The 26,428-nt window shown below is 68.7% G+C and carries 25 protein-coding genes and 1 pseudogene; 12 read left to right on the plus strand and 14 right to left on the minus strand.

Annotated elements, in window-relative coordinates; translation table 11 throughout:
- Positions 1-19: 19 nt before the first annotated feature.
- Genes nth through DAA40_RS14715 form a run of 5 tightly spaced genes read left to right on the plus strand, consistent with a single transcriptional unit; the run spans position 20 to position 3,712 of the window.
- Positions 20-790 carry an endonuclease III gene (gene nth, locus DAA40_RS14695; RefSeq protein WP_234356401.1) on the plus strand — a complete coding sequence of 257 codons (771 nt, stop codon included), beginning with the start codon at positions 20-22 and terminating at the stop codon, positions 788-790.
- Between the two features lie 60 nt (positions 791-850).
- A complete protein-coding gene (locus tag DAA40_RS14700) occupies positions 851-1,450 on the plus strand; it encodes a TlpA disulfide reductase family protein (protein ID WP_158716464.1) in 600 nt (199 codons plus the stop codon).
- Positions 1,447-2,127 (plus strand): CoA pyrophosphatase, encoded by a 681-nt coding sequence (locus DAA40_RS14705; RefSeq protein ID WP_106850477.1) that lies wholly within the window; start codon positions 1,447-1,449, stop codon positions 2,125-2,127. Before DAA40_RS14700 ends, DAA40_RS14705 begins: the two co-directional genes overlap by 4 nt.
- A complete protein-coding gene (locus DAA40_RS14710) occupies positions 2,124-2,528 on the plus strand; it encodes a cupredoxin domain-containing protein (protein WP_106850478.1) in 405 nt (134 codons plus the stop codon). The genes DAA40_RS14705 and DAA40_RS14710 overlap by 4 nt, the downstream gene beginning before the upstream one ends.
- Positions 2,525-3,712 carry a MarP family serine protease gene (locus DAA40_RS14715; protein ID WP_106850479.1) on the plus strand — a complete coding sequence of 396 codons (1,188 nt, stop codon included), beginning with the start codon at positions 2,525-2,527 and terminating at the stop codon, positions 3,710-3,712. The genes DAA40_RS14710 and DAA40_RS14715 overlap by 4 nt, the downstream gene beginning before the upstream one ends.
- Positions 3,713-3,718: 6 nt before the next feature.
- Here DAA40_RS14715 and DAA40_RS14720 read toward each other — a convergent pair whose 3' ends face one another.
- The 10 genes from DAA40_RS14720 to DAA40_RS14765 form a co-directional block, all read right to left on the minus strand.
- A complete protein-coding gene (locus tag DAA40_RS14720; RefSeq protein WP_106850480.1) occupies positions 3,719-4,654 on the minus strand; it encodes an alpha/beta fold hydrolase in 936 nt (311 codons plus the stop codon).
- Between the two features lie 23 nt (positions 4,655-4,677).
- A complete protein-coding gene (locus tag DAA40_RS14725; protein ID WP_106850481.1) occupies positions 4,678-5,145 on the minus strand; it encodes a phage holin family protein in 468 nt (155 codons plus the stop codon).
- A gap of 90 nt (positions 5,146-5,235) precedes the next feature.
- Positions 5,236-5,610 carry a monovalent cation/H(+) antiporter subunit G gene (gene mnhG / locus DAA40_RS14730; protein WP_106850482.1) on the minus strand — a complete coding sequence of 125 codons (375 nt, stop codon included), beginning with the start codon at positions 5,608-5,610 and terminating at the stop codon, positions 5,236-5,238.
- Positions 5,607-5,885, minus strand: a complete 279-nt coding sequence (locus DAA40_RS14735) for a monovalent cation/H+ antiporter complex subunit F (RefSeq protein ID WP_106850483.1) — start codon at positions 5,883-5,885, stop codon at positions 5,607-5,609. The genes mnhG and DAA40_RS14735 overlap by 4 nt, the downstream gene beginning before the upstream one ends.
- Positions 5,882-6,436, minus strand: coding sequence for a Na+/H+ antiporter subunit E (locus tag DAA40_RS14740; protein ID WP_106850484.1), 555 nt, complete (start codon positions 6,434-6,436; stop codon positions 5,882-5,884). The genes DAA40_RS14735 and DAA40_RS14740 overlap by 4 nt, the downstream gene beginning before the upstream one ends.
- Complete coding sequence (locus DAA40_RS14745) at positions 6,433-8,046, minus strand: Na+/H+ antiporter subunit D (RefSeq protein WP_106850485.1); 1,614 nt, start codon at positions 8,044-8,046, stop codon at positions 6,433-6,435. The genes DAA40_RS14740 and DAA40_RS14745 overlap by 4 nt, the downstream gene beginning before the upstream one ends.
- Positions 8,043-8,582 carry a Na(+)/H(+) antiporter subunit C gene (locus DAA40_RS14750; protein ID WP_106850486.1) on the minus strand — a complete coding sequence of 180 codons (540 nt, stop codon included), beginning with the start codon at positions 8,580-8,582 and terminating at the stop codon, positions 8,043-8,045. The genes DAA40_RS14745 and DAA40_RS14750 overlap by 4 nt, the downstream gene beginning before the upstream one ends.
- Entirely contained in the window at positions 8,579-11,428 is a 2,850-nt protein-coding gene (locus DAA40_RS14755) for a Na+/H+ antiporter subunit A (protein WP_106850487.1), read from the minus strand. The genes DAA40_RS14750 and DAA40_RS14755 overlap by 4 nt, the downstream gene beginning before the upstream one ends.
- A gap of 138 nt (positions 11,429-11,566) precedes the next feature.
- Entirely contained in the window at positions 11,567-13,534 is a 1,968-nt protein-coding gene (gene acs, locus DAA40_RS14760; RefSeq protein WP_106850488.1) for an acetate--CoA ligase, read from the minus strand.
- 129 nt (positions 13,535-13,663) lie between these two features.
- Positions 13,664-16,372, minus strand: coding sequence for a cation-translocating P-type ATPase (locus tag DAA40_RS14765; RefSeq protein ID WP_199849814.1), 2,709 nt, complete (start codon positions 16,370-16,372; stop codon positions 13,664-13,666).
- A gap of 329 nt (positions 16,373-16,701) precedes the next feature.
- Between DAA40_RS14765 and DAA40_RS14770 the strand changes: the two genes are divergently transcribed.
- From DAA40_RS14770 to catC, 5 genes are all read left to right on the plus strand, one after another.
- A complete protein-coding gene (locus DAA40_RS14770; RefSeq protein WP_106850489.1) occupies positions 16,702-17,715 on the plus strand; it encodes a permease in 1,014 nt (337 codons plus the stop codon).
- Positions 17,712-18,482 carry a TIGR03943 family protein gene (locus DAA40_RS14775; RefSeq protein ID WP_158716465.1) on the plus strand — a complete coding sequence of 257 codons (771 nt, stop codon included), beginning with the start codon at positions 17,712-17,714 and terminating at the stop codon, positions 18,480-18,482. The genes DAA40_RS14770 and DAA40_RS14775 overlap by 4 nt, the downstream gene beginning before the upstream one ends.
- Positions 18,483-18,576: 94 nt before the next feature.
- Entirely contained in the window at positions 18,577-19,680 is a 1,104-nt protein-coding gene (locus DAA40_RS14780; protein ID WP_106850491.1) for a mandelate racemase/muconate lactonizing enzyme family protein, read from the plus strand.
- A gap of 30 nt (positions 19,681-19,710) precedes the next feature.
- Positions 19,711-19,908, plus strand: a complete 198-nt coding sequence (locus DAA40_RS14785) for a hypothetical protein (RefSeq protein WP_106850492.1) — start codon at positions 19,711-19,713, stop codon at positions 19,906-19,908.
- On the plus strand, positions 19,908-20,195 hold the full coding sequence (gene catC, locus DAA40_RS14790; RefSeq protein WP_106850493.1) for a muconolactone Delta-isomerase: 288 nt from the start codon (positions 19,908-19,910) through the stop codon (positions 20,193-20,195). The genes DAA40_RS14785 and catC overlap by 1 nt, the downstream gene beginning before the upstream one ends.
- Positions 20,196-20,242: 47 nt before the next feature.
- Here catC and DAA40_RS17075 read toward each other — a convergent pair.
- The 3 genes and pseudogenes from DAA40_RS17075 to DAA40_RS14805 all read right to left on the minus strand — a co-directional run.
- Positions 20,243-20,650: pseudogene (locus DAA40_RS17075) on the minus strand (LysR family substrate-binding domain-containing protein); the annotation flags it as partial.
- A 77-nt stretch (positions 20,651-20,727) separates the two neighbouring features.
- Positions 20,728-21,732, minus strand: coding sequence for a metal ABC transporter substrate-binding protein (locus tag DAA40_RS14800; protein WP_106850495.1), 1,005 nt, complete (start codon positions 21,730-21,732; stop codon positions 20,728-20,730).
- Positions 21,733-21,977: 245 nt separating this feature from the next.
- Entirely contained in the window at positions 21,978-22,364 is a 387-nt protein-coding gene (locus DAA40_RS14805) for an FKBP-type peptidyl-prolyl cis-trans isomerase (protein ID WP_106850496.1), read from the minus strand.
- Between the two features lie 67 nt (positions 22,365-22,431).
- Between DAA40_RS14805 and DAA40_RS14810 the strand changes: the two genes are divergently transcribed.
- Positions 22,432-23,193, plus strand: a complete 762-nt coding sequence (locus DAA40_RS14810; RefSeq protein WP_234356402.1) for an oxidoreductase — start codon at positions 22,432-22,434, stop codon at positions 23,191-23,193.
- A gap of 91 nt (positions 23,194-23,284) precedes the next feature.
- Here the strand turns inward: DAA40_RS14810 and DAA40_RS14815 are convergent, their stop codons facing one another.
- Positions 23,285-25,042 (minus strand): long-chain fatty acid--CoA ligase, encoded by a 1,758-nt coding sequence (locus tag DAA40_RS14815; protein WP_158716466.1) that lies wholly within the window; start codon positions 25,040-25,042, stop codon positions 23,285-23,287.
- Between the two features lie 181 nt (positions 25,043-25,223).
- Here DAA40_RS14815 and DAA40_RS14820 point away from each other — a divergent pair, with 181 nt between their 5' ends.
- Complete coding sequence (locus DAA40_RS14820; protein ID WP_234356403.1) at positions 25,224-26,345, plus strand: NDMA-dependent alcohol dehydrogenase; 1,122 nt, start codon at positions 25,224-25,226, stop codon at positions 26,343-26,345.
- Positions 26,346-26,428 lie beyond the last annotated feature (83 nt).

The following is a 26,428-nucleotide window of genomic DNA, read 5'->3' on the forward strand; positions in this document are numbered from 1 at the left end:
GGGTGCCTACGCTGAGGGGGTGAATGACGCCAGCACTCCCGCAGATCCGGCGCCGCGCGCGCCCCGCCGCCGCAGCGCGAGCTCGTGGGCATCGGAAACTCCGCTCGGTCGCACCCGGCGGGCCCGCGCGATCAACCGTGGGCTCGCTGAGGCCTACCCCGACGCCCACTGCGAGTTGGACTTCCGTACCCCCCTCGAGCTGGCGGTGGCCACGATCCTGTCGGCACAGTGCACCGACAAGCGCGTCAACATGGTCACCCCGGCGCTGTTCGAGCGTTATCCGGACGCCGCGGCGTACGCCGGAGCCGACCGTGCCGAGCTCGAGGAGATGATCCGCAGCACCGGGTTCTACCGCAACAAGACGACCGCGCTGATGGGCCTGGGACAGACGCTGGTCGACCAGTACGGCGGCGAGGTGCCGGGTCGGCTCGACGCGCTGGTGAAGCTCCCGGGCATGGGGCGCAAGACGGCCAACGTCGTGCTGGGCAATGCCTTCGACATCCCGGGCATCACCGTCGACACGCACTTCGGCAGACTCGTGCGCCGCTGGCGACTGACCGACCTCGAGGACCCGGTCAAGGTCGAGCACGCGATCGGCGCCATGATCCCGAAGAAGGAATGGACGATCTTCAGCCACCGCGTGATCTTCCACGGCCGCCGGGTGTGCCACGCCCGCAAGCCGGCCTGCGGCGCCTGCCCGATCGCGCGGCTGTGCCCGTCGTACGGCGATGGCCCGACCGACCCCGCCGTCGCCGAGCAGCTCGTCAAGACCGCGGCCGACTTTCGCTGATCGGGCCCGGCAATCCCGCTCGCGGCCGGTGCCGATGAGGAGGTGACTACCCTGGGTGACGTGAGAAGGCGGATCGGTGTGCTGGTGGCAGCGCTCGCGATGGTGCTCGCAGGATGCGACTCGGACGGCGGCACCGACGGCGGCGAACCCACCATCTCGACCGCAGCCAAGGCGCCGGTCTCAGAGTTCACCGTCGCGTGTCCCGAGTTCACCGACCCCCAGACCGACCCGGACGACGACAAGCTCCCGGCGCTCTCCCTGGAATGCCTGGGTTCTGAGGGGGAGCCGGTCACGATGAGCGGCAGCCCGCCGCGACCGACGGTGATCAACCTCTGGGCGTCCTGGTGCTCGCCCTGCCGCGAGGAGATGCCGATCCTCGAGGAGTTCGCCACCGCCGCCGCCGACAAGGTCGACCTGCTGGGCGTCGCGAGCAGCGACAACCGCACGTCGTCCACCGCCTTCGCGGTCGAGTACTCGATGAGCTTTCCGAGCGTGCTGGATCCCAAGGCGAAGGTGATGGCCGACCAGGGCTTGCAGGGGCTACCGGGCACCCTGTTCATGGACGAGGACGGCGTCATCGTCTACAAGCACGTGGGCGTCTACAAGAGCCTGGATGAGCTCAAGCAGGACGTCGCCGATCACCTCGGGGTGACCGTGTGAGCTCGGATCCGGGGCTCCCCGAGCCGGCCGAGTACGACTACGTAGAGCCACCGGCCTACCTCCACCAGCTGGTGCAGAAGGCGCAGCACGCGACCGCGGACGACATCCACCGATTCCGCCCGCCGGCCACCGGGGTGCGCCGATCAGCGGTGCTGATCCTGCTGGCCGACCAGGGCGATGGGCCCGACGTGCTGCTCACTGAGCGAGCATCGAAGATGCGCAGCCACTCCGGGCAGGTCTCGTTCCCAGGCGGCTCGATCGACCCCGAGGACGCCGACGAGTTCGCTGCCGCCCTCCGGGAGGCACGCGAGGAGGTCGGCCTCGACACGGACGTCGTGTCGATCCACGCGCGGCTGCCCGACCTCTACATTCCCGTCACGAAGTTCTCGGTGGCCCCGGTGCTCGCGACGGCGCCCGAGGACTACACCCTCGGCGAGATCAACCTGCACGAGGTCGAGCGGGCCACCAGGGTCCCGCTGTCGTTGCTGGCCGATCCCGACCTCCGCTACACCGTCACCACGCCCACGGGCTACCGTGGGCCGGCGTTCGTCGTCGACGACCTGTTCATCTGGGGATTCACCGCCAACGTGCTGGACAGCGTGCTGCGGCTCGGCGGGGTCGCGCAGGACTGGGGCACCCGGCGAACCACCCCGCTACCAGAGAGGTTCCATCGATGAAGCGGCTCAGCGCGGCTGCCGTGCTGCTGGTGCTCGCCGGATGCAGCTCGGACGGCGATTCCGACCCGTCGACGTCCAGCAGCGCCGCTTCGAACGTGACCGTCGAGGACGACGGCACGCAGGTGGTCGACCTGCGTGAGACCGACGAGTACCGCTTCGTGCCGGAGAACCCCAAGCTCACGACCGGCAAGATCCGGATTGACTTCACTAACACCTCGAAGACCAACACGCACAGCCTGGCATTCAAGCCCGGTGGACCGGTCGAGGAGATCCCGTTCATCAATCCGGGGGAGAAGGAGTCGATCGGCTTCTCGATCGCCACCCCCGGCGAGTACCAGTTCTTCTGCACCTTCCATGAGTCGCTCGGCCAGCGCGGGATGCTGGTGGTCGAGGAGCCGTGAGCGGCATCGCCGTCGACATCGTCATCGTGCTGATCGTGGTGGGGATGTCGGCGTTCGGTTACCGCAGCGGCCTGTTGAAGGCGGCGTCCGCCCTGCTCGGGCTGATCCTCGGCCTGTTCATCGGGATCCCGCTCGTCGCGTACGTCGGCCGGCAGATCGACGATAGCGCGTGGCGGCTGGCCACCGTCGTCGGACTGCTCGTGCTCGTCGCGAACGCTGGGTACATCGGGGGCATGCTCGTCGGCGCCTGGCTGAGGTCGCATGTGCGCCGCCCGTTCGCGCAAGGTGTGGACCGGGCCGCGGGCGGCGTCCTTTCGACGGCGGTGGCGGTGCTGCTGGTGTGGATGCTGGCCGTGCCCCTGGGCGCGTCCCGGGTCCCCGGCGTCGCCCAGGCGATCAAGGACTCCGCGATCCTGCCGCGGGTGGATGCTGTGATGCCGGACGCCGCCCGGTCGATGTACGAGGCCATCGACGGCGCGATCGACGCCCAGGGGCTGCCGGACGTCGTCGGGCCGCTGCAGCAGACCGACGTCGCGGAGGTCGGCAGCCCGGACGGCGCGAGCGCCGAAGCCCCCGCGGTCGTGGAGGCCAGTGGTTCGGTGGTCAAGGTGGTCGGGCACGCGCCGCAGTGCAACCGGATCATCGACGGGTCGGGCTTTGCCTACGCGCCGGATCGAGTGGCCACGAACGCGCACGTGGTCGCCGGAACCGAGACCCTCTCCGTGCAGGTCGCCGGCGAGCAGTACGACGCCACCGTCGTCTATGCCGACGAGAGCCTGGACCTCGCCGTCCTCGCCGTGGACGGCCTCGACGTCCCGCCGCTCGCGCTGAACACCGCAGGGCAGCAGCCCGGTGCGGACGTCGTGGTCGTCGGATATCCCGGCGGAGGGAACCTCACGCTCACGCCAGCGAAGGTCCGGGGCGAGGCCGACGTAACCGGCCCCAGCTTCCGCGGCGAGCACACGGTGACCCGTGACGTCCTGATGCTGCGCGGCTCGGTGGTGCCCGGCAACTCCGGCGGCCCGGTCGTCGACACCGACGGTCAGGTCGTCGGCGTGGTCTTCGGGGCGGCCGCCGACAAGCCGGACGTCGGCTACGCGCTGGCTATCGACTCGGTCGACGAGGAGCTTGCCGCAGCGACGTCCGCGCGGCAGAAGGTGGTCACCGGTGACTGCTACCCGTGAGGGCGACTACTGGTCGCGGCTGTCGAGCTCCTGCAGCCAACGCACCAGCTCGTCGTTGACGGTCTTCGGGTGCTCCTCCGCGGGGAAGTGTCCGCAGTCGTCAAGCAGCCGCCAGTTGTAGTCGGCGCGCACGTAGGCTCCTGAGCCGTCAGCCGTGCCTGGGAGGACGCACGGATCATCCGTGCCGTGGATCTGCAGCACCGACCTGTCGAGGCGGCGTCGTAACGTCCGCACGAACGAGTAGCCGTCCGGGCGGATCAGCGAGCGCACCATCCACCGGAAGTACTCGGCGGCGCCGTACGACGCCTGGGGCACGCAGATCGCGTCGCGGTAGATGCGGACCGCGCCGGCGAAGTCGTCGGTCTCTTGCCAGCGCCGGGACGACCAGGCGCGCATCAGCGTGCGTACCTGCGCGCCGTGGTCCTTGGTGAGCCGGCGCTCCGGGAGCCGGGGCGGCTGGTAGCTGAAGATGTAGCGCGATCCCCGGCGCTGTGGCGCGCCGAAGACCATCTCGCGACGCCACCGGCGTGGGTGCGCCGCACCCAGCACGGCGAGGCCCCGCACCATCTCCGGGTGCAGCGCGGCCAGCGCCCAGCCGATCATGCCGCCGAGGTCCTGCCCGACGACGTACGCCTCGGACTGCCCGAGCGCGCGGATCAACCCCGCGACGTCCCCGGCGGTCGTGGCCGGGTCGTAGGGGCGCGGTGGCTTGTCGCTGGAGCCGAAGCCGCGCAGGTCGGCGGCGACCACGCGGTACCCGGCCTCGCTGAGCGCGGGGATCTGATGCCGCCACGCCCACCACATCTGCGGGAAGCCGTGCAGCAGGACGACGAGCGGACCCGAGCCGGCCTCGGCCACGTGCAGCCGGACGCCGTTGGCGGTGATGTCACGGTGCGCCCAGGGCCCAGGCAGCAGCAGATCGTTCTGCTCGGTCAGGGCCATCCGCTGGGGAGGTGGGCAGAGACTCAGGCGCGCGAGAGGGCGGCGTGCTTGCCCGGCACCTCGTCATCGCCCTTGACCGCGTCGACGAGATGCTTGTTGCGCTTCATCGAGTCGATCGTGCGCTCGGGCGCGCGGACCTTCTTGACCTTCTTCAGCCCGATCAGGCCGACGACGGCGGCCACGATGACGAAGAAGGCGAACACGATGAGGTAGGACGCCCAGCGCGGCAGCCCGATCGGATCGGTGAGCAGCTCGGCGACGAACACGAAGAAGAACGGGAATGAGAGCGCGGCGATCACGCCCGCCGCGGCCAGCATGCCCGAGCCCGCGACGCCCTTCTTCACCTCGGTCTTGACCTCGGTCTTGGCCAGCTCGAGCTCGGAGCGCAGCAGCGTGGAGAAGTGGGTCGAGGCCTCCTTCACCAGCGTGCCGACACTCGGGTGGGCGACGTCCAGATCGTCGGCTGCGTGGCGGGGCTGCTGGGTCGACATCGGTGATCTCCTGCTGGTCAAGGCCTGGGATGGCCGGTGCAACTGGCTCGCTCTGCTGACCAGTCTAGGGAAACGAGCCGGGGCGTGTGCCTATTCTGCCTGGTTGTTGTCGCGGGCGGACCTCTCATCCTCCTCCAAACGGGGGCCGAGCTCGTCGTGGTACATGTGCTCGGGGCGGGCCACGCCCGTGCGGTACGCCGTCCGGGTCAGCAGGTGCGCGGCGATCGGAGCGGTGGTCGCCTGGGCGATCGCGACGATCGCGAGCGCGGCAACCGCGCCCCAGGTGCGCAGCGTCAGCGCCAGGCCGATGAGGATCAGCAGCAGTCCGAGGGTCTGCGGCTTGGTGGCGGTATGTACGCGCGAGTAGATCTCCGGGAACCGGATCATCGCGAAGGCGCCGATCGCGCCCAGCAGGGCACCGGCGACGATGAACAGCGCGCCGATCAGGTCCAGCGTCTCGGTCACGGCTCACCATCCTCGTCCTGGGGGCGGGCGATGAATCGGGCCACCGACACCGTTCCGACGAAGCCGGCCATGCTCACGACGATCAGGATCGGGATCGCCGGAGGGGTGTTGGTGGTCACGACGGTGACCGCGATCGCGGACACCATGAGCACCACGAGGACGTCGAGGGCGAGGGTGCGGTCGAGGTCGGTGGGCCCGGCGGCGATCCGCCAGATGACCATCAGCGCGGCGCCCAGCAGCAGCACCAGCGCGACGGCGTACAGGACGGTCGTCATCGGCCCTCCTCCACCAGCTGGATCTCCGCGCGTGACCCGAGCGCGCGCACGACCCGGCGCTCCAGGGCGAGTGTCGATCGTCGGGCGCTCTCGATCGCCTCGGGGGTGGTCGCGGCGATCTCGTGGACGTAGATCGCGTTGGCGTGCCGCCGGGTGTCCATCACGACCGAGCCGGGTGTCAACGACACCATCGCCGAGACGATCGTCAGGTACAGCGGCGAGTCGGTGCGCAGGGTCACCTCGATGATCGACCCGGTCGGGTGGCCGGGCCGCAGCGCGATCGCGACCACCTGCGCGGTGGCGACGGTGAGGTCCCACAGGAACCGGCCGATCAACCCGATCAGCCGAAGAGGCCGCACCCGGCCCTCGTAGTCGATCCGCGGCATCCGCAGCGTGAGCGTGACGAGCAGGGCGATGAGCAGACCGCTCACGACATTGCCCACGCTCAGCTCGCCCCAGAGCATCACCCACAGCAGGGTGATCAGCAGTAAGGCGCGGATGTCGAAGTTCTCGAGGACGCGGCGGCGCGGTGCGTGACGGGGCGCGGTCATCGGTGCACCTGCGCATTCAGCACCGATCCGGCGTACTCCGAGGGCAGCATCAGCTGGGCGGCGGCGTCGTTGGTGTAGTCGGCCAGCGGTCCTGCAACGACGCTCAGCGCGAGTGAGACCACGATCAGCGCGGACGCCGACAGCACCATGCCCAGCGGCATCGCCTTGCTCGGCACCGTCTCCTCGTCGATCGCGTCGAGGTCGAGGTCCACCTCGTAGCCCTGCTTGCGGATGGCGGTCTGTGGGTCGAGGTCCGGGGCGCGTGCACCACTGACGATCAGCGCCTCGGCCGGTGTCCGCCAGAAGGCCTGGTTCCACGCCTGCATCACCGCGTAGAGGGTCAGCAGGCTGGTGACCAGACCGCCGGCGATCAGTGCGTACGCCGCGGGAGTGCCGAGGTCGATGGAGGCCCGGATCAGGCCGACCTTCGCCAGGAAGCCGGAGAACGGTGGGATGCCGCCGAGGTTCAGCGCCGGGACGAAGTACAGGATTCCCAGCAGCGGTGAGACGGCCGCCAGACCGCCGAGCCGCAACAGCGAGGTGGAGCCGCCGGCGCGCTCGATCAGCCCGACCACCAGGAACAGTGCCGCCTGGATCACGATGTGGTGGACGACGTAGAAGATTGCCGCGCTGAAGCCGCTCTCGGTCGCGAGAGCGATCCCCCAGATCATGTAGCCGATGTGGCTGACCAGCGCGAACGACAGCATCCGCTTGATGCCCGACTGCGCCAGCGCCCCGAAGATCCCCACGATCATCGTGAGCAGCGCGATGGCAGTCAGCAGGCCCACCAGGCTGGAGTGGGGGAACAGCAGCGTCTGCATGCGGATGATCGCGTAGACGCCGACCTTCGTCAGCAGGCCGGCGAAGACCGCAGTGACGGACGACGGGGCCGTCGGATAGCTGTCGGGGAGCCAGGCGTGCAGCGGGAAGATCGCTGCCTTCGTGCCGAACACGACGAGCAGGAGCAGCTGGATCGACAGCGACACCGCGCTCGGGATCTCCGGCAGCCGCTGCGAGAGCTGCGCCATGTTGACCGTGCCCGTGGCGGCGTACGTCGCCGCGATCGCCACCAGGAACAGGAACGAGGACACGAGCGCGACCACGACGTACGTCGTCCCGGCCCGGACCCGTTTCCCGGTCGCGCTGAGGGTGATCAGGACGTACGAGGCGAACAGCAGAATCTCGAAGCTGACGAACAGGTTGAACAGGTCGCCCGCGAGGAACGCGCTCGAGATGCCCGCGTTCAGGGCGAGATAGGTCGGGAAGAAGACCGAAATGGGGCTGGAGGCGATCTTGCGGTCCGCCCATCCCTGGCTGATCGCGAAGATCAGCACGAAGAACGAGACCACGGCGGAGACCAGCAGCATCAGCGCGGCGAGCCGATCGGCCACCAGCGCGATGCCGACCGGGTCGCGCCAGCTGCCCACCCAGAGGGTGATGATCCCGTGCGAGCTTGCCTGCACCACCAGCGCGGCGGAGATGACGACGTTCGTGGCCAGCGCCAGCAGGCTGACGATCCGCTGGATCAGCGTCGAGCGGCCGAGCACCAGCGCGATGCCGGCCCCGATGAACGGCACCAGCACGGGAAGGGCGAGGAGGTTGCTGCTCATGGGCGGCCCTCCTCGTCCGGCTGGTCGGCCATGCCGTAGGCCCGCGCCGCCGACTCGGCCTCGGCGTCCGCGATGGCCTCGGGGTCCTCCTCGGCCTCGGTGATGGAGGTGTCGTCGGCGTCGTAGGTCGACGACGTCTGGTCGCGGTCGGCCAACTGGCGGATCCGGGCATCCTCGATGTCGTCCTGTACGTCGTCCGTGCCGTTGAGCCGCCAGTCGCGGTAGGCGAGCGCGAGCACGAACGCAACGGTGGCGAGCGCGATGACGATGGCGGTCAGGACCATGGCCTGAGGGAGCGGATCGGCCATCTCGGACACCGGTGTGTCGCCGCGCAGCGGAGCGGACCCGGCTCGTCCGCCGGCGATCAGGAAGAGCACCGCGATGCCGTTGCCCGCGAGCACGACGCCCAACAGCACCCGCACGAGAGAGCGCGCCAGCATCAGGTAGACGCCGCCGGTGATGAGGGTCGCCGCGGCGATCACCAGCGCGACGCTCGGTGGCGCGGTGGCGATCGTCTGGTCGGCCAGCAGGCTCATGCGCGCATCGCCTCGAGGCTCTCGTCCTCGGCCGCCTGCCGATCGACGCCGCTGCCCAGGCTGCGGCCGATGTCCAGGAACAGGCCGACGACGATCAGGTACACGCCGATGTCGAAGAACACCGGTGAGACGACCTTGATGTCGTTCCACACCCACGGCACGTGCAGCTCGACCATCTCCGACTGCAGGATGGCACCGCCGGAGAGTACCGGCGCGAGCCCGGTCGCGATGATGATCAGCAGTCCCAGGCCGGCCAGCAGCCCGGCGTCCAGCGGCAGCGCCTCGTCGAGCTCGTGCCGCCCGGCCGCCAGGTAGCGGACCAGGAGCGCGACACCGGCCACCAGTCCCCCGGCGAAGCCGCCGCCGGGCAGGTTGTGCCCGGCGAACAGCAGGAACAGCGAGGTGACGATCAGGACGTGGAACAGCAGGCGGGTGGAGACCTCGAGGATCGTCGACCGGCGGGCGCGTTCGATCAGGGCCCCGGCGCTCAGCCACGAGGCGTCGTCCGCGCCGGTGTGGCTCTGGTCGTCGCTGAGGTCTCGGACCCGCTCGATCCGGCCGCGGCGGGTCGAGGTGAACACCAGACTCGCCACGCCGGTCGCGGCAGCGAGGATCACGGCGACCTCGCCGAGGGTGTCCCAGGCGCGAATGTCGACGAGGGTGACGTTGACGGCGTTCTTGCCGTTGCCGATCTCGTAGGCGGCGTCCACGAAGGTGGCCGAGTCGGGCGTGGCGTGCCGGGCGTTGGTCGAGCTAATGATCAGCGCCGTCGCGGTCAACCCGACGCCGATCGCGATGGCGGCGCGCAGGCGGGTGTCCAGGACGCGGACCGGCGTGCGGAAGGTCTGCGGGAGCCGGCGCAGCACGAGCACGAACACGACGAGCGTGACCGTCTCGACGGCGATCTGGGTGAGCGCGAGATCGGGCGCGCCGTGGACCAGGAACAGCAGCGCGAGGCCGTAGCCGGTCACCGAGACGAACAGCACCGCCGGGATCCGCTCGCGGGCGCGTGCGGCCAGCAGTGTGCCGATCGCGATGATGAGGGTCGCGCCGACCTGCACCGGAGAGTCCCACGCGCGCAGATCCGAGCCTGTCAGGGCGGTCGCGGCCGCGACGCCGGGGAGCAGGATCACGACGGTGAAGATGGTCGCGACATAGACCGGTAGCGAGCCCTGCTGGGTGCGGGCGGTGAGCTCGACGGCGGTCCGGTCGAGGGTGCGGATCGCCCAGTTGTAGGAGCGCTCGGCGTCCAGTGGATGCGGCATCCGGTTGTACAGCCGCCGGACGTCGTCCCGGCGCCAGAACAGCAGCGCGCCGCCGGCGATCGAGACCGCGGACAGCGCGAGCGGCAGGTTCAACCCGTGCCACAGCGCGAGATAGCCGGTGTCCGCGCCGGCGCCGGCGGTCTCGGCGTACGGCACGATCACCGTCGTCAGCCACGCTCCGGAGAGGCCGGCCGCCAGGCTCAACAGGGCGAGGATGACGGGGGAGAGCTGGAAGGCGGTGCCCGGCCGGTGCAGCTCGGTGTCGGGGACGTCGTGCTTGCGCGCGAAGGCACCCCACACGAAGCGGGCGCTGTAGGCGACGGTCAGCATCGAGCCGAGCACGATAGCCGCGAGTACGACGTACGCCCAGCCGCCGAGTACGACGTCCGCGTGCAGCAACGCCTCGAGCGCCGACTCCTTGGCGACGAAGCCCATCATCGGCGGCAGCCCGGCCATTGACAGCACGGCGAGGACGGCCGCGGCAGTCAGCAGGGGCATGCGCCGCGCGAGCCCGGAGAGCTGACGCAGGTCACGGGTACCGGTGCTGTGGTCGATCACGCCGACGGTGAGGAAGAGCGCGGACTTGAACAGCGCGTGTCCGATCACCAGGCCGACCGCGGCCAACGCGGTCGCCTGGGTGCCGATCGCCGCTAGCGTCATCATGAAGCCGAGCTGGCTAACGGTGCCGAAGGCCAGCAGCAGCTTGATGTCGGTCTGCTGCAGCGCTCGCCAGCCACCGACGAGCATGGTGAGGCAGCCGAGCGTGATCATCAGCGGCCGCCACCCCGGCACCGTCGCGAAGACGGGTGCGAACAACGTGACCAGGAAGATGCCGGCCTTCACCATCGCGGCGGCGTGCAGGTACGCGCTGACCGGGGTGGGGGCAGCCATCGCGCCCGGCAGCCAGAAGGGGAAGGGCACCTGGGCGGATTTCGTGATCGCGCCGACCAGCAGCAGCATGACGGCCACGGTGGTCAGCGCGGACGCCGGTGGCGGGCTCTGCAGGATCTCGCTGATGCGGTAGCTGCTGGTCTCGCCGATCGCCACCGCCCCGGCGAGCATCGACAGCCCGCCGAGCGTGGTCACCAGCAGCGCCTGCATGGCGGCGCGGCGGTTGGCCGAGCGCACCGGGTTGTGGCCGACCAGCAGATAGGAGAAGACGGTGGTGAGCTCCCAGAAGATGCACAGCAGGACGATGTTGTCGCTGAGCACCAGGCCGAGCATCGCGCCGGCGAAGTAGGTGAAGACGGCGCCGAAGCGCCACAGGCCGGGGTCGTCCTCGTGGAAGTACCAGGTGCAGTAGAGCAGGATCAACGCGCCGACGCCGGTGACCAGGACGGCGAGGATCCACTGCAGGCTGCTGAGTGAGAAGTCCAGCTGGAGGCCGAAGGCCGGGACCCACGAGTACTGCTCGGTCGGGGGCGCGGCGCCGTCACGGACTTGCGTGGTCCGCAGCAGCAGCCAGACCAGACTGCCGGCGGGCGCGAGCGCGAGCACCAGAAAGGCGCGACGCCCGAGAAACCGGGTGAGCAACGGACCGATGCTGGCCGCGAGGAAATGCGACAGCACCAGGTAGGCCACGGCATCCTCTCGCAATGGAATCGAGGGGAAATTCTACCGCGCGAGCCCGCCCCCGGCTCGCGACCACCTGCGGGGCAGGGGCAGGCTAATCGGGTCATAGCGTGCTGCACTGCCCCGCAGCACGAGGGTGGACGGCGCTCAGGCGTCCTTGGCGGGCTGGCCGGAGAGGTTGGCGGCGATCTGGTCCATGACGGTCGTGTCGGCCAGCGTGGTGACGTCGCCGATCTCGCGGTGCTCGGCGACGTCCTTCAGCAGCCGGCGCATGATCTTGCCCGAGCGGGTCTTGGGCAGCTCGGGGACGACCATGATCTGCCGCGGCTTGGCGATCGGCGAGATCTCGGTGGAGACGTGGTTGCGCAGCTCCTGAACGACCTCGTCGCCGGAGTCCTCGACGCCGCCGCGCAGGATCACAAACGCGACGACCGCCTGGCCGGTGGTCTCATCGTGAGCGCCCACGACCGCCGCCTCAGCTACCTTCGGGTGCGAGACCAGCGCGGACTCGATCTCGGTGGTCGACATGCGGTGGCCCGAGACGTTCATGACGTCATCCACCCGGCCGAGGACCCAGATGTCGCCGTCCTTGTCCTTCTTCGCGCCGTCGCCGGCGAAGTAGCGACCTGCGAAGCGCGACCAGTAGGTGTCGACATACCGGTCGTCGTCGCCCCAGATGGTCCGCAGCATCGACGGCCACGGCTTGGTCAGCACCAGGTAGCCACCCTGCCCGTCGGGCACCGACTCGCCGGCGTCGTTGACGACGTCGGCCGAGATGCCGGGGATCGCGCGCATCGCAGAGCCCGGCTTGGCCGCGGTGACGCCGGGCAGCGGGCTGATCATGATCGATCCAGTCTCGGTCTGCCACCACGTGTCGATCACCGGCACGTTGTCGTGCCCGATGACCCGGCGGTACCAGACGTAGGCCTCGGGGTTGATCGGCTCGCCGACCGAGCCCATCAGCCGCAGCGAGCTCAGGTCGTACTTCGCCGGGATCTCCTCGCCCCACTTCATGAACATCCGGATCACGGTGGGGGCGCAGTACAGGATCGACACCTTGTACTTGTCGATGATCTCCCACCAGCGTCCCTGATGCGGAGTGTCGGGGGTGCCCTCGTAGAGCACGGACGTCGTCCCGTTCGCCAGCGGCCCGTAGACGATGTAGGAGTGCCCGGTCACCCAGCCGACGTCGGCGGCGGTCCAGTAGACGTCGGTGTCGGGCTTGATGTCGAACAGTGCCCAGTGCGTGTAGGCGCAGCCGGTCAGGTAGCCGCCGCTGGTGTGCAGGATCCCCTTCGGCTTGCCCGTCGTGCCGGAGGTGTACATGACGTAGAGCGGGTGCTCGGCATCGAAGGCTTCGGGGGTGTGCTCGGTGGACTGGCCGCCGACGAACTCGTGCCACCACTTGTCGCGGCCCTCGGTCATCGGGGTCTCTTGCTTGGTGCGCTCGACGACGAGCACCGAGTGGACGTCGGGGCACTTCTCGACGGCCTTGTCGACGGTGTCCTTCAGCCCTGCCGGCTTTCCACGGCGGTAGCCGCCGTCCGAGGTGATGACCACCTTTGCACCACAGTCGAGAATGCGGGTGGCGAGCGAGTCAGCCGCGAACCCGCCGAAGACGACCGTGTGGACGGCGCCGATCCGTGCGCACGACAACATCGCGAATATCGTCTCGGGGATCATCGGCATGTAGATGGCGACGGTGTCGCCCGCTTTCACGCCGAGCTCGGTGAGCGCGTTGGCGCCGCGGCTGATCTCATCCTTGAGCTCGCCGTAGGTGATCTCGCGCGTGTCGCCCGGCTCGCCCTCGAAGTAGTACGCGATCTTGTCGCCCTTGCCGGCTTCGACGTGCCGGTCGACGCAGTTGTAGGCGACGTTGAGCTTGCCGTCGGCGAACCACTTCGCGAACGGCGGGTTGCTCCAGTCGAGGACCTCCGTCGGCTCCTTCTCCCAGGTCAGCCGCCTGGCCTGCTTCGCCCACCACGCCTCCGGGTCGGCCGCGGCCTCGTCGTACGCCTCGGCCGTCAGGTTCGCCTGCGCAGCGAACTCGTCGCTCGGCGGAAAGGTGCGCGTCTCATGCAGCAGGTTGTCGATGGTCGGCGAGTCGTTCGACATGCGTGCCTCCTGGTCTGTGAAACGTGACGTAGACCCCAATCTAGCGCGGACGCCGAAAACGGACAGTGGTGCTGTGCTGATTCCGCGGCGGCATCGCCCGGGGTCAGGGCGCGGCCGCGGTCGTCGGCATCAACGCCGGCGCTGATAGGCGCGGACGCCGAGCTTGCGGATCTCCTCGAGCCAGAGGATCGACGAGCCCACGGCCACGGCGAACGCCCACTGCTGCGAGCTGAGGCCCGCGGTGCTGAAGATGTTCTGCAGGAACGCCAACTCGACCACCAGCACCTGGAACACCAGGACGACCGCCAGCGAGATCCAGATCGCCGGGTTGGTCAGGGAGCGCCGCGAGAAGACCGACTCGTCGGAGCGCACATTGAGCAGGTTGAAGACCTGGAAGAACACGAAGGTGGTGAACGCCAAGGTCGTGACGGCGGCATCGGAGATCCCGGGGAATACCTCGTCGGCGAACAGGATCACCAGAAGTGTCGCGACGCTCATCCAGAGCGCCCCACCGGCGATCCCGATCACGCGGCCCCGCGTCAGCAGATGCTCGCCGGCCGGCCGCGGCGGGCGTTTCATCACGTCCTTGTCCGCCGGCTCGACACCCAGCGCGAGCGCGGGCGGGCCGTCCATGATGATGTTGACCCAGAGGATCTGCAGCGCGGTGAACGGCGCGCCCCCGGCGATCCCGAACGCGCTCGCCGCGAGGAACATCATCACGAAGCCCCAGGACGTCGTGAGCTGGAAGCGCACGAACTTCAGGACGTTGTCGTAGATGCCGCGGCCCAGCCGGACCGCCTCGACGATGGTCGCGAAGTTGTCGTCGGTCAGGATCATCCGCGCCGCGCCCTTGGAGACGTCGGTGCCAGTGATGCCCATCGCGACGCCGATGTCGGCCTGCTTGAGCGCGGGGGCGTCATTCACCCCGTCGCCGGTCATCGCCACCACATGACCGCGGTCCTGCAGCGACTTCACCACGCGGATCTTGTGCTCAGGCGCGACCCGCGCGAGGACGCCGAGATTCTCGCTGCGCTCGCGCAGCTGGTCGTCGTCCAGCTCGTCGAGTTCTGCACCGGATGCGTGGTCGCCGCCGATGCCCAGCGTGTCAGCGATCGCGGACGCCGTCACGAGGTGGTCACCGGTGATCATGTGCACCCTGATGCCGGCCTCGTGGGCCTCGCGGATGGCGTCGGCGGCCTCCGAACGTGGCGGGTCGACGATGCCGATCAGGGCATACAGGGTGAGATCTCGTACCTCGTCGAACAGGGCATCAGCGCCCTCGGGCAGCGTGTCGATCTGCTTGCCCGCCACCATCATCGTGCGCATGCCCTCGCGGGCCATCTGGCCGATGTGCTCGTGCAGCTCGTCGCGGTCGGCGCGGGTGAGCTCGCGCGGGACGCCGTCCGGCCCGAGCAGGTGGCTGGCGGCATCGGCGATCGCGCCGGGGGCGCCCTTCACGCAGACCAGGATCCGCCCGTCCCGCTCATGGAAGGTGGCCTGCAGCTTGTAGTCCGAGTCGAAGGGCACCTCCGCCACGCGAGGCAGATGGCGGCGGGCGCCCTCGACGTCGATGCCGCCCTTCTCGGCGAGCACGACCAGCGCGCCGTCCGTCGGGTCTCCGACGAGCTCTCCATCACGGACGACGCCGTCGTTGCACAACGCCATCGCGAGAAAGGCCTGGGAGAGCGACTGCGGCGGCGGGTTGCCGTCCGGAGTGAGGATCCGACCCTCGGGGTTGTAGCCGTCGCCGGTCACACGGTACCGGCCGCCGGCGGTCGACACCCGCCGCGCGGTCATCTTGTTGAGCGTCAGGGTGCCGGTCTTGTCGGTCGCGATGTGGCTGGTCGAGCCGAGGGTCTCGACGGCTGCCAGCTGCTTGATGATCGCGCCGCGCTCGGCGAGGCGCGTGGCACCCATCGCGAGGGTGAACGCGACGACGGCGGTGAGCCCTTCGGGGATCGTGGCGACGGCGAGCGACACGGCGGTGATCAGCAGGTCGGACCACGACTGGCCGCGGATCAGCCCCATGACGAACACGATCGACACGACCACGAGGGCGATGAGGGTGAGCATCCCCGCGAGCTTGTCGATACGGCGTTGCAGCGGGGTCTTCTCGTCGCTGGCGCTGCCCAACAGCCCGGCGATCTGCCCCATCTGGGTGGCCATTCCCGTGTCGGTCACGACCATGACCGCCCGGCCGCGGGTCACCTCGGTGTTCATGAACAGCACGTTCGAGCGTTCCCCGAGCGGGACGTCGTCCGGTGGAAGCACCCCGACGCCCTTGTCAACCGGTGCGGACTCGCCCGTAAGCGCCGACTCAGCCACCTGCAGCCGCGAGGCCTCCACGACCCGCCCGTCGGCCGGCACCGTGTCACCGGCTTCGAGCAGAACGACGTCGCCGGGGACGATCTGGGCGCGGTCGATCTGGCGCTCGACGCCGGAGCGTCGCACGCGAGAGGTCGCCACGGACATCTCCCGCAAGGCGGCCAGGCTGTCCTCTGCCTTGGCCTCCTGCTTGTAGTTCAAGAAGGTGTTGAGCGTGATGACCAGCAGGATGACTACCGGCGTCTCCCACTCCCGCGAGACGACGGCGCTGACCACGGCCGCGACCAGCAGCACGATTGTCATCTTGTCGGCCAGCAGCGAGATGATCTTGCGCCAGCCGGGGACCGCGGCCTTCTCCTCGAGCGCGTTCTGGCCGTGCCGGCTCACCCGCCGGGCGACCTCGGCCTCGTCAAGACCACGCCCGACGGTCACGTCGTAAGCGCTCAGGATCTCCTCAGCGGACCGCGCGTAGGTAGGGGTGGTCTCGGGGGGTTCGATCCCGGTCCGCGTCAACGTGCGTGCTTCCTTTCGACCCTGACCCAGTTATCGCCGCTCTTGGAGGAAACGGGTCCTGACCGGCGGTTTGTTCCCGGGGGAGTCGCAGGTCACCGCCGCTTGCGGTTCAGGAAGTCGTCCAACCGCTGCTCGATGTCCCCGCCCAGCAGCCAGCCGGCGACGCTCGGGCTTGGCCATGATCATGTCGCCGAACTGCCCGCTCCAGTCCCCGGCGAATGGGATCCGGTTCCTCAGTGCCTCCCGTGCCTGTGACGTGCCACTTGGGAGATGGAACCCCGGCGAGGCGCCGTTTGTCAGCGGGTTCATCGTGGCGATAATCGACGACGATGGAGACCAAGGAAGTGGTGCACGGCCCGGCACCGGTGGGCGCACCCGAGCACACCGTTCGCGGCACTCTCAGCACGTCGACCGCCGTGCTCGTCGGTGCTCTGCTGCTGGTCGTGCTGCTGCGGCCCGTGCTCGGCGACAGCACCGGCGGGGAACGGGTGTCCGCGTGGGCGACGATCTTCACCGCGATGTTCGTGCAGGCCGCGCCCTTCCTGGTGCTGGGCGTCACGATCAGCGCGGCCGTCGCCGCGTTCGTGCCCGAGTCCTTCTTCGCCAAGGCGCTTCCGAAGCGGACGGCGCTGTCGGTGCCCGCCGCCGGTGCCGCCGGGCTGGTACTGCCGGGATGCGAGTGCGGCTCGGTGCCGATCGCCAAGGGCCTGGCCGACAAGGGCGTGCCGATGGCCGCGGCGCTCGCGTTCATGCTGTCGGCGCCCGCGATCAACCCCATCGTCCTCATTGCCACTGCGGTTGCCTTCCCGGGTGATCCCGAGATGGTTCTCGCCCGGTTCCTGGCGAGTCTGCTGCTCGCCGTGCTGATGGGCTATCTGTGGTCGCTACGCGGCAGACCCGAGTGGCTGCGTCCGCAGGGGCGCGTCGTCGCACGAACCGGGTCGCGCTGGACCACCTTCGTTGCCACCTTCACGCATGACTTCCTGCACACCGGCGGCTACCTGGTGACCGGCGCAGCCGCGGCGGCCTCGCTGCAGGCCTTGGCGCCGCGCTCGATCATGGACGCTGTCGCGTCGAGCTTCTGGCTGTCGGTGCTGGCCATGGCGCTGCTCGCCGTCGTCCTCTCGATCTGCTCGGAGGCCGACGCCTTCGTCGCGGCCTCGATGACCCAGTTCTCGTTGACCTCCCGGCTGGTCTTCCTCGTGGTTGGCCCGGCGGTCGACATCAAGCTCATCGCGCTACAGTCCTCAGCCTTCGGCCGGCGCTTCGCGATACGGTTCGCCTCCGTCACCTTCGTCGTCGCGATCGGCTGCGCCCTGCTGATCGGATGGTGGGTGCTGTGAGAACGCTGGTGATGCGCCGCGAGACGCCCAGCCTGGCGCTGCTGCTGGTCGGCGCGTGGATCATGAAGATCTCGCTGACCGACGACTACAAGATGTACGTGAAGGACTCCTTCGGGCCGTGGCTTGCGGTTGCCGGCGGCATCCTCGTGCTGGTGGCGATCGCCGGCCTGGTGCTGGTCAGCATCGGCCAGCGAGTGGATCATGCCGAGCACGCCGACCATCCCGAGCGCCCGGAGGGACCTCGCGAGCCGGCCGCCGAGCACGGGCACAGCCACCGGTCGTACGTCGGATGGCTGCTGCTGGCGCCGCTGGTCGCCTTCACCGTGATCATCCCGCGTCCGCTGGGTGCCTACTCGGCCGAGCGTGCTGCCGCCCCGCCCCCGATGCCTGCGGATCAGACCTTCGAGGAGCTGCCTGCGGGCGATCCGGTCGAGCTCACCCTGCGCGACTACACGAGCCGCACGCTGTGGGACGACGCCGCGACGCTCGAGGGCCGCACCGTGAGGCTGACCGGATTCGTGACCCCGCGCGCGGCGGGGGGCTATTACATCACCCGGCAGGTGATCGCCTGCTGCGCTGCCGACGCGCTGCCGGTGCAGGTGTACGTCGCGGGTGACCCGCCGGTGTTCGCACCCGACACCTGGATCGAGGTTGTGGGCACCTCGGCGCCGACGGTGCGCGACGAGAGCGACAGCTTCGACATCGCTGCGGTCACCGCTGACTCGGTCACGACCGTCACGCCCCCGGCGTCGCCGTACGAGCAGTAGATAAGACGTTCGAAGTCTCAATCGACCGGTTATTGATATTGGACCTCCAATAGAACATTCGGTTGACTCGTGGGCAAGCTCAGGAGGCCCACCCGTGAAGATCGAGCGCATCGAGGCGATCCCCTTCGCAATCCCATATGCCAAGAAGCTGCAGTTCGCCAGCGGCGAGGTCGACACTGCCCGCCACGTGCTCGTGCGGGTGCACACGACCGACGGGCTGATCGGCACCGCTGAGGCGCCGCCGCGCCCGTTCACCTACGGCGAGACGCAGGCCTCGATCATCGCCATCATCAACGACGTCTTCGCCCCGCAGATCACCGGCCTGACGATCTTCCAGCGGGAACGGGTTCGGGCACTGCTCGACCGGACGATCGGCAACCCCACCGCCAAGGCGGCCGTCGACATGGCTTTGTGGGATCTCATCGGCCAGTCGCTCGGCGCCAGCGTCACCGATCTGCTGGGCGGCTTCGGCGAGGGCATGCGAGTCTGCCACATGCTCGGCTTCGACACGCCCGAGGTGATGGTCGAACAGGCGCACCGCATGCGTGAGAACTATGGCATCAGCACGTTCAAGGTGAAGGTCGGCCGCCATCCTGTCGACCTGGACGTCGCCGTGTGCCGTGCGCTGCGTGCGGAGTTCGGCGACGCCATCGAGCTGTACATCGACGGCAACCGCGGCTGGAGCGCATCGGAGTCCGCCGAGGCGTTGCGCCAGATGGCCGACCTCGGGCTGACGCTCGCCGAGGAGCTGTGCCCCGCGGACGACGTCCTCGGTCGCCGCTGGCTCGTCCGGCAGGCGCCGATCCCGTTCGTGGCCGACGAGAGTGTGCCGACCCAGGCCGACGTCACCCGCGAGCTGCTGGGCGGTTCGGCAACCGCGATCAGCATCAAGACCGCCCGCACCGGCTTCAGCGCATCCCAGCGAATCCTGGGCCAGTGCGAGGGCATGGGCGTCGAGGTCGTGATGGGCAACCAGATCGACGGGCAGATCGGAACCGCCTGCACCGTTGCCTTCGGCGCGGCGTTCGCGCACACCTCGAAGCGGGCCGGTGAGCTGTCCAACTTCCTCGACATGAGCGATGACCTACTGGTCGATCCCTTGCAGATCAGCGATGGCGTGCTATCCACCAGGCCGGGACCGGGGCTCGGGATCGCCGTCGACGAATCCAAGCTGTCCCACTACCGCGAGGACCGCTGACCACCAACCCACCCCCACGAGAGGAAACCCATGAGCGAGTTCACCCAGGAGACCACGGCCCGTGCCGCCGACTCCGGCGCCAACGCGACCGCAGCGTTCAAGGCCAAGCAGAAGGCGGGCGCGGTCGAGACCGATCAGGAGCGCGTCAGCCAGCTGGCCACCGAGGTAATCCAGCGAGATGGCGACGGCGAGAAGACCGTCTACGACTACGTTCTGGATCCCGCCTGATGTTGTTCGCCGTGAAGATGGACGTCGCGATCCCGCACGATGTCGACCCTGAGCAGATCGCCGAGACGATCGCTACCGAGAAGGCCTATTCGCAGCAGCTGCAGCGGGATGGCGAATGGCGGCACATCTGGCGATGCGCCGGCCAGTACTCCAACATCAGCATCTTCGATGTCGCCGACAACGAGCGGCTGCACGAGATCCTGTGGAATCTGCCGCTGTTCAAGTACATGACGATCGAGGTGACGCCGTTGGCCACCCACCCTTCAGACATCGCCGTCGGGGACTGAGAACAGGCTTTGCAGCACGTCTCGTACGTTGCGTAGCAACGGTGAATCGTCGCCGTCAGCGGCCGGTAGACGACGCCGGTGACAGCGAGGGCCATCACGGACTCCGGAACCAAGGCGACACCGACGCCCGCCGCGACAAAGGACACGAGCGTGGCTGTCTCGGTCACCTCGATCGACGCGGTCGGGGTGAAGCCGGCCTCGCGGCATGCCGCGGCGACGGCCTCGTGCACGACCGACTGCCCGCTGCCCGGGTATGCCACGAACGGCTCGCCCGCGAGGTCCTCGATCGCCACCCGGTCGCGGGCGGCCAACCGGTGCACGTCCGGGAGCGCGACCACGAGCGGCTCAGACGACAGCGCCTCGATCACGACCCCGTCACCAGCCACCGGCGGTCGGAGGACTGCCAGGTCGATCCGGCCGTCCTGCAGCGCGGTGACCTGCGCTGGTGTCAGCATCTCACCGCGGAGCTCCAGCTCAAGGCATTGCTTGCCTCCCGGCCGCACCGGGGCTCAGATCAGCGGGTGTACGGTGCTCAGCTGCAGCCGAGCGCCGCCTGCAGCGCGGCGAGATTGTCCTTCATGGCGGACAGATAGTCGCCCGACTCCGGTTGATTCTCCAACGGGTTGAGCTCGCCGGCCTGCGCTCCGGTGGCTTGGGACACCGTCTCGGCGTACTTGTCGCTCGATCCGGACTCGTAGAAGATCGTCGTGATGCCGTTCTGCTCCACGAACTCCTTGACCTCGGCGAGCTTCTGCGGCGAGGGATCCTCGTCGGTCAGGCCAGCGATGCCGACCTGCTGAAGCCCGTAGGCCTTCGCGAGGTAGCCGAAGGCGTTGTGGGTGGTGACGATCGCCGTACGCTCGCACTGGGCCAGGCCGGTGGTGAAATCCTGATCGAGCTGGCTGAGCTCGTTGTTCAGTGCTTCGTAGTTGGACTCGTAGTCCTCCTCGTGGTCCGGATCGATCTCGACCAGGTGGTCCTTGACTGCCTCGGCCATCGACGACATCAGCTCGGGATCCAGCCAGATGTGCGGATCCAGCGCGTCCCCGTGATCGTGCCCGGCGTGATCGTCCCCGGACTCGTCGCCGTGGTCGTGCCCGGAATGGTCTTCTTCGGCCGCGTGGTCCTCATCGCCGTGGCTGTGGCCGAGGTCGTCGCTGCCGGGCATGAGGTCGGTGACCGTAGCGACATCGAGCACGTGCTCCGGTGACTCGTTCTCGATCGCGTCGTCGACCGCGGGCTGCAGCCCCTTCAGATGGATGACGAGCGAGGCGCTGCTGATTGCCCCGACCTCCTGAGCATTCAGCTCCATGTCATGCGGGTCCGCGCCTTGCTGTGCCAGGCTCTGCACCTCGACCTGCTCACCGCCGATCTCGGTCGCAAGGTACTCCAGCGGGTAGAAGCCCACCACGACCTTGTCCCCGTCCGAGCCGGATCCGGAGTCGGACGAGCAGGCAGCCAGGGAGAGGCCGGCGAGGCCGATCGAGCTGCTCGCGATGAGCAGGCGGAATCTGCGGGAACGTCGAGAGTTGAGCATGCCGACGAGATAACCGCTCCGACGAATCTATTGTCAAAGTCGCATCCATGAATGGGAAGCGGCGCACCTAGCGCTCTGCCGATCGACTGGCTCGGTGACCGGCGAGCAGGTAGAAACAGCGCCCCGGCAATGATCCAGATGACCAGTGCGCCGAAGGTGGGGCCAGAGAGCGCACCAGGCGATCCGGATCGATGCCAATGCGTCCCAAAGTCCCCCGGCGGTCGGTGTGGCCGTGACTGGCAGGGTCAGCGGACGCCGACCAGGTCGACGACGAAGACGAGCGTCTCGTTCGGGGCGATCGCGCCCGGGGCACCGTACTCGCCGTACCCGAGGTGCGGAGGGATCGTGATCTTGCGGCGACCGCCCACCTTCATGCCGGCGATGCCCTGGTCCCACCCCTGGATGACCCGCCCCGCGCCGAGCGGGAAGGACAGCGACTGGCCGCGGTCCCACGAGGCGTCGAACTGCTGACCGGTCGACCACGACTTGCCGACGTAGTGGGTGTCCACGGTCATCCCCGCCTGCGCCTCGGCACCGTCGCCGACGGTGATGTCCTCGATCTGCAGCTCGGCGGGCGGGTTCTCGTTCGGGACCTCGAACTCGGGCTTGCTGGTGCTGTCGTTGGTTGCCATGCGGTCACGGTACCGGCCCAGCTCGCTGCCATCCGAGCCGCACCGAGCTCGGACTAGGCTGGACGCCGTGCCGAGCCCAGTCACCACCGACCCGTTACTGCCCCTCGTCGACCTTCCGGGGGTGTCCGAGGCGTGCGCGAAGGCGCGTGCGGACGTCGATCGCCTACTCAACCACCGGGTACTGCGCAAGCAGTCTGCCGACGTGAGCGGCGAATCGCTGATCCGGGGCGCACGCGCGTCCGCAGAACTCGAGGATCACGGCTACCAGCTCGAGGCGGTGCGGTCAGGGAGCATCGACGACCCGGTCGTCACCGGGTGTCTGCGAGTCGCCGGAGAGCTTGGCCGGATCACCGATATCTGGGAGAAGGCGCCGCTACAAGCGATCGCGGCGCTTCACCTACAGGCCGCGCACGGCTCGCTGCATCGCGACGACCTCGCACGACCGGTGGCGGGCCCGGAGGCAGCGCACCGGCTTCAGCAGCTGGCCGACACTGTCCGGGCGCCGCGGTCCCGGCAGCTGCCTGGTCTGATCGTGGCGGCCGTCGTCCACGGCGAGCTGCTGTCGGTGAAGCCGTTCGCCGCTCTCAACGGTGTCGTGGCGCGGGGGGCGGCACGGGTTGCGTTGATCTCCACGGGCGTCGATCCCAAGGCGCTCGCGGTGCCCGAGGTCGGCCACGTCGCGGAGAAGCGTGAGTACCAGCACGCGCTGGCCGCCTACCGGACTGGCACGCCGGACGGCGTCGCGCGGTGGATCGTGCACTGCGCCCAGGCGCTCTCCCACGGCGCGGTCGAGGGGCTGGCTATCTGCGAGGCCGTGCTCCGCGGCTGAGCCACGCTGAGATTTCTCGAGCGAGTCGCCCGATCCGATGCGCTCCCCGGGAACGTGGTGCTGCGCACTTGCCGGACGATGGGACACACCGCTAGCTCTCGGCGTATGCGGCGTCGATCGCGTCGGCGAACCGTTCGTTCACGGTCTTGCGGCGGATCTTCAGCGTCGGGGTGAGATCGCCGTCTGCTATCGACAGCGGCCCCTCGGCGATCACGATGCGTCGCGGCTTCTCCCAGCTCGCCAGATCGGCCGTCGCCGCCTCGACCCGGCTCATCAGCAGCTGCCGGACCCGCTCGTCCTCGGCCAGCTGCTCGAAAGTCATCGGGCCCCAGCCTCGCCGCTGCACGTGTGCGGCGAGATCCTCGTAGGACGGCTGGATCAGGGCGATGAGGTAAGGGCGCCGTTCGCCGATGATCATCGCGTGCTCGATGAGGTCGTCGGTGGTCAACCGTGCCTCGATCGGCTGCGGCGCAACGTTCTTGCCTTGCGCGGTCACCACGAGATCCTTGATCCGGTCGGTCACGATCAGGTACCCGTCCTCGATGCGGCCGACGTCACCGGTGCGGAACCAGCCGTCGACGAACGCCTCGTCGGTCGCCTCCGGGTTGTTCCAGTACCCGCGGGTCACGTTGGGGCCGCGCACCTGGATCTCGTCGTCCGCCCCGATCCGGATCTCGACACCGTCGATCGGCCGGCCCACCGTGCCGAATCGGAACTTGGCCGGTGTGTTGCAGGTGATGACCGGAGCGGTCTCGGTCAGCCCATAACCCTCGCACACCAGAAGCCCTGCTGCGTAGAAGAACTCCCCGACGTCCGTGCTGAGCGGGGCGCCTCCAGCAGCGAAGTAGTTCTTGGGTCCACCGACGGCCTCGCGGATCTTCGAGAGGATGAGCCGATCCGCGACCGCATGCTGCACGCGCAGCGGCAGCGGCGGCCTGGCGCCTGCGGCCCGGTACACACCGTGCTTCCGGCCAACCCTCACGGCCCAGTCGAAGATCCGCGCCTTGCGAGGGTTCTCGTGGGCGCGGGCGGTCGCCACCGCCTGCACCTTCTCGAACACCCGGGGTACGGCGACCATCGCGGTGGGCCGGACGTCGGTGAGCGAGTCGGCGACCGCCCGGGGGTCGGCGAGGTAGGACACGGCTACCCCTCGGGACAGCATGAAGAAGGTGGAGGCTCGCTCGAAGGCGTGGCTCAGCGGTAGGAAGCAGAGGCTCCGGTCACCGGGGCCGACGTCAAATCGCCGACCGATCGAGTCCAGCTGGTGCAGCAGGTTTCCGTGGCTGAGCATTACTCCCTTCGGTGGCCCGGTCGTACCAGAGGTGTAGACGATCGTCGCGAGGTCGTCCGGCCCTACGGCGGCCAGGCGGCTGGCCGCCTCGCGTGCCGGCGGCGAGTCACTGGTAGGGGCAGCGGCGATCAGGTGGGCCAGCTCGGACGCCATCGAGATGACCCGCTTCACAGACGGGAGGTCATCGGCGATCGCCTGCACAGTAGACATCTCGGCCTCCCCGGCACACACGATGCGGGCTCCGCTGTCGCGCAGGATCTGCTTGGCCTGCCCGGGTGTGCTGGTCGCGTACAGCGGCACAGTGATCGCCCCGACGCTCTGGATCGCGTAGTCGCACACCGTCCACGCCGGACAGTTCGCTGACAGGATCGCGATGCGATCCCCAGGGGAGATGCCCGCAGCCACCAGCGTCCTTGCCAGCGCCCGGACGTCGTCGGCGAGCTGCCGGTAGGTCTTCTCGGCCCAATGACCGGCCACCTGCTCGCGTGTCGCGATCTGCGTGGGGTGGGCGGCTGAGGCGTCGAACAGGGTCTGGGGGATCGATCGCGCATCGCTCACGTCCTCGACCCTACGCTCGCGTAGCCTCCACCAGGCTGGATGCGAGTCCCACACTGTGATCGGCGTCTCGACAGAAGTGGTCCCGCGGGGTATGAAGTGAGAGCGGTCACTCTATGCGTTACAGCGCATCCGTCCGTAACACTCGCGGGAGATCGAAAAACCCAACTTCTGGAGGCCCAGCGTGATCAAGACCAAGGCGGCAGTCGTCTACGAGATCGGCAAGCCGATCGTGATCGAGGAGCTCGAGCTCGACGACGACCTGCAGGACGGCGAGGTACTCATCAAGTACACCCACGCCGGTCTGTGCCACTCTGACCTGCACATCAAGAATGGCGACATGGAAGCCCGGCTGCCGATGGTGCTCGGCCACGAGGGCGCCGGGATCGTCGAGAAGGTGGGCCCTGGCGTCACCCGCGTGAAGCCGGGCGACCAGGTCGTCTGCTCGTTCATCCCCAACTGTGGCACCTGCCGCTACTGCGCCAGCGGCCAGCAGTCGATCTGCGACATGGGCGCCGGCATCCTCGAGGGTGGCCTGCCCAACGACCGCTGGCCGATGAAGAACTCCAAGGGCGAGGCCGTCGGCGGCATGTGCATGCTCGGCACGTTCAGCCAGTACAACGTCATTAGCCAGGCCTCCTGCGTGAAGGTCGACGACGACGTGCCGCTGGACAAGGCCGTGCTGGTCGGCTGCGGCGTCCCGACCGGCTGGGGCTCGGCGGTCAACACCGCGAACGTGCGTCCCGGTGAGACCGTCGTCGTCTACGGCATCGGCGGCATCGGCATCAACGCGGTGCAGGGCGCGGCGTACGCCGGCGCGAAGAACCTGATCGCCGTCGACCCGCTGGAGAACAAGCGCGAGAAGGCGCTCGAGCTCGGCGCGACCCATGCCTTCGCAACCGCCGAGGAGGCCATGGAGAAGGTCACCGAGCTGACCCGCGGCCAGATGGCCGACAAGCTCATCATCACCACCGGCCTGGTGGAGGAGCCGCAGGTCACCACCGGCTTCCACACCGTCGGCAAGGGCGGCACGGTCGTCCTCACCGGCCTGAACAAGCTCGACCTCGACAACATCAAGCTGCCCGGCTCGATCATGACGCTGTTCCGCAAGACGGTGAAGGGCTCGCTGTTCGGCGACTGCAACCCGACCACCGACATCCCGCGGATCATCGGCCTGTACCAGTCGGGGGACATCAAGCTCGACGAGCTCATCACCAAGACGTACAAGCTGGAGGACGTCAACGAAGGCTACGAGGATCTCGAGGAGGGCAAGAACGTCCGTGGCGTGATGATTCACCAGCACTGATAGCCCACTGAAGAGCGGTTCGCGGTCACTGGCCCTTGAGGTAGTGGCCGCGAACCCTTGGCCGACACTGATTGATTGCCAGG

Source organism: Blastococcus sp. Marseille-P5729, from assembly GCF_900292035.1.
Lineage (GTDB): Bacteria > Actinomycetota > Actinomycetes > Mycobacteriales > Antricoccaceae > Cumulibacter.

Excerpts from the sequence above, each read along its gene's own strand:
- DAA40_RS14710 (WP_106850478.1), top strand. The coding sequence starts at position 2,124 with ATGAAGCGGCTCAGCGCGGCTGCCGTGCTGCTGGTGCTCGCCGGATGC.
- DAA40_RS14720 (WP_106850480.1), bottom strand. The coding sequence starts at position 4,654 with ATGGCCCTGACCGAGCAGAACGATCTGCTGCTGCCTGGGCCCTGGGCG.
- DAA40_RS14725 (WP_106850481.1), bottom strand. The coding sequence starts at position 5,145 with ATGTCGACCCAGCAGCCCCGCCACGCAGCCGACGATCTGGACGTCGCC.
- DAA40_RS14735 (WP_106850483.1), bottom strand. The coding sequence starts at position 5,885 with ATGACGACCGTCCTGTACGCCGTCGCGCTGGTGCTGCTGCTGGGCGCC.
- DAA40_RS14740 (WP_106850484.1), bottom strand. The coding sequence starts at position 6,436 with ATGACCGCGCCCCGTCACGCACCGCGCCGCCGCGTCCTCGAGAACTTC.
- DAA40_RS14745 (WP_106850485.1), bottom strand. The coding sequence starts at position 8,046 with ATGAGCAGCAACCTCCTCGCCCTTCCCGTGCTGGTGCCGTTCATCGGG.
- DAA40_RS14750 (WP_106850486.1), bottom strand. The coding sequence starts at position 8,582 with ATGAGCCTGCTGGCCGACCAGACGATCGCCACCGCGCCACCGAGCGTC.
- acs (WP_106850488.1), bottom strand. The coding sequence starts at position 13,534 with ATGTCGAACGACTCGCCGACCATCGACAACCTGCTGCATGAGACGCGC.
- DAA40_RS14770 (WP_106850489.1), top strand. The coding sequence starts at position 16,702 with ATGGAGACCAAGGAAGTGGTGCACGGCCCGGCACCGGTGGGCGCACCC.
- DAA40_RS14785 (WP_106850492.1), top strand. The coding sequence starts at position 19,711 with ATGAGCGAGTTCACCCAGGAGACCACGGCCCGTGCCGCCGACTCCGGC.
- catC (WP_106850493.1), top strand. The coding sequence starts at position 19,908 with ATGTTGTTCGCCGTGAAGATGGACGTCGCGATCCCGCACGATGTCGAC.
- DAA40_RS14800 (WP_106850495.1), bottom strand. The coding sequence starts at position 21,732 with ATGCTCAACTCTCGACGTTCCCGCAGATTCCGCCTGCTCATCGCGAGC.
- DAA40_RS14805 (WP_106850496.1), bottom strand. The coding sequence starts at position 22,364 with ATGGCAACCAACGACAGCACCAGCAAGCCCGAGTTCGAGGTCCCGAAC.